This window comes from Ruegeria sp. HKCCD7628, from assembly GCF_057221005.1.
Genome location: NZ_JBWVBA010000037.1, coordinates 1 through 1,059 on the forward strand (window position 1 = coordinate 1; position 1,059 = coordinate 1,059).

A 1,059-nucleotide genomic window follows, 5' to 3' on the forward strand; every position below is an offset into this window, starting at 1 on the left:
TGAAGCTAGGCACACCAAAGGAAATACTGGACGGTGAGAACCGGGTCGCGATGACGCCCGAGTCCGCTTTGCAGTTGCAGAAACTTGGCTATGACTGCGCCATTGAGAAGGGGGCTGGTCTTGCGGCAGGTTTTTCGGATGCTGCCTATGAAGCTGCAGGGGTTGAGGTTATCAAGACCGCTGCTGCGCTGTGGAAAGACTGCGATATTGTCGCCAAGGTGCGTCAGCCCACCGAGACCGAGTTGAAGCGTCTGACCAAGGGCAAGACGCTGATCTCGTTCTTCAACCCTGCGGGCAATGAAGACGGGATGGAGCTGGCCAAATCCAAAGGCGCGAACGTGATCGCGATGGAGATGGTGCCTCGGATCAGTCGGGCGCAGAAGATGGACGCGCTGTCGTCGATGGCCAATATCGCGGGCTACCGTGCCGTGATCGAGGCGGGCAACAACTTTGGCCGTTTCTTCACCGGTCAGGTGACGGCGGCGGGTAAAGTACCCCCTGCGAAAGTTCTGATCGTGGGGGCCGGTGTGGCCGGTCTGGCCGCGATCGGGACGTCCACGTCGCTGGGCGCGATCACCTATGCGTTCGACGTGCGCCCCGAAGTGGCCGAGCAAGTCGAGTCGATGGGTGCGGAATTCGTCTATCTGGACTTTGAAGAGCAGCAGCAGGATGGCGCGGCCACTGGCGGGTATGCGTCGGTTCAGTCCGAAGAATTCCGCAACGCGCAGTTGGCCAAGTTCCGTGAACTTGCCCCCGAGATGGACATCGTGATCACCACCGCGCTGATCCCGAACCGCGAAGCGCCCGAGCTTTGGACCAAGGATATGGTCGAAAGCATGAAGCCGGGCTCGGTCATCGTGGACCTAGCGGCGGAAAAAGGCGGCAACTGTAAGCTGACCGTCGCGGATGAGAAGATCGTGACCGACAATGGCGTGACCATCATCGGCTATACCGACTTCCCCAGCCGGATGGCGGCGCAATCGTCGTCTCTGTACGCGACCAACATCCGTCACATGATGACTGACCTGACGCCCGAGAAGGACGGTCAGATCAACCACG

At 60.0% G+C, this 1,059-nt stretch carries 1 protein-coding gene; it reads left to right on the top strand.

The genetic code is table 11. The annotated features are described in order from the left end of the window. Window positions 1–1,059: Re/Si-specific NAD(P)(+) transhydrogenase subunit alpha (locus AC2TAD_RS22280; protein WP_480870744.1), on the top strand; the 1,059-nt coding region annotated here is incomplete at both ends.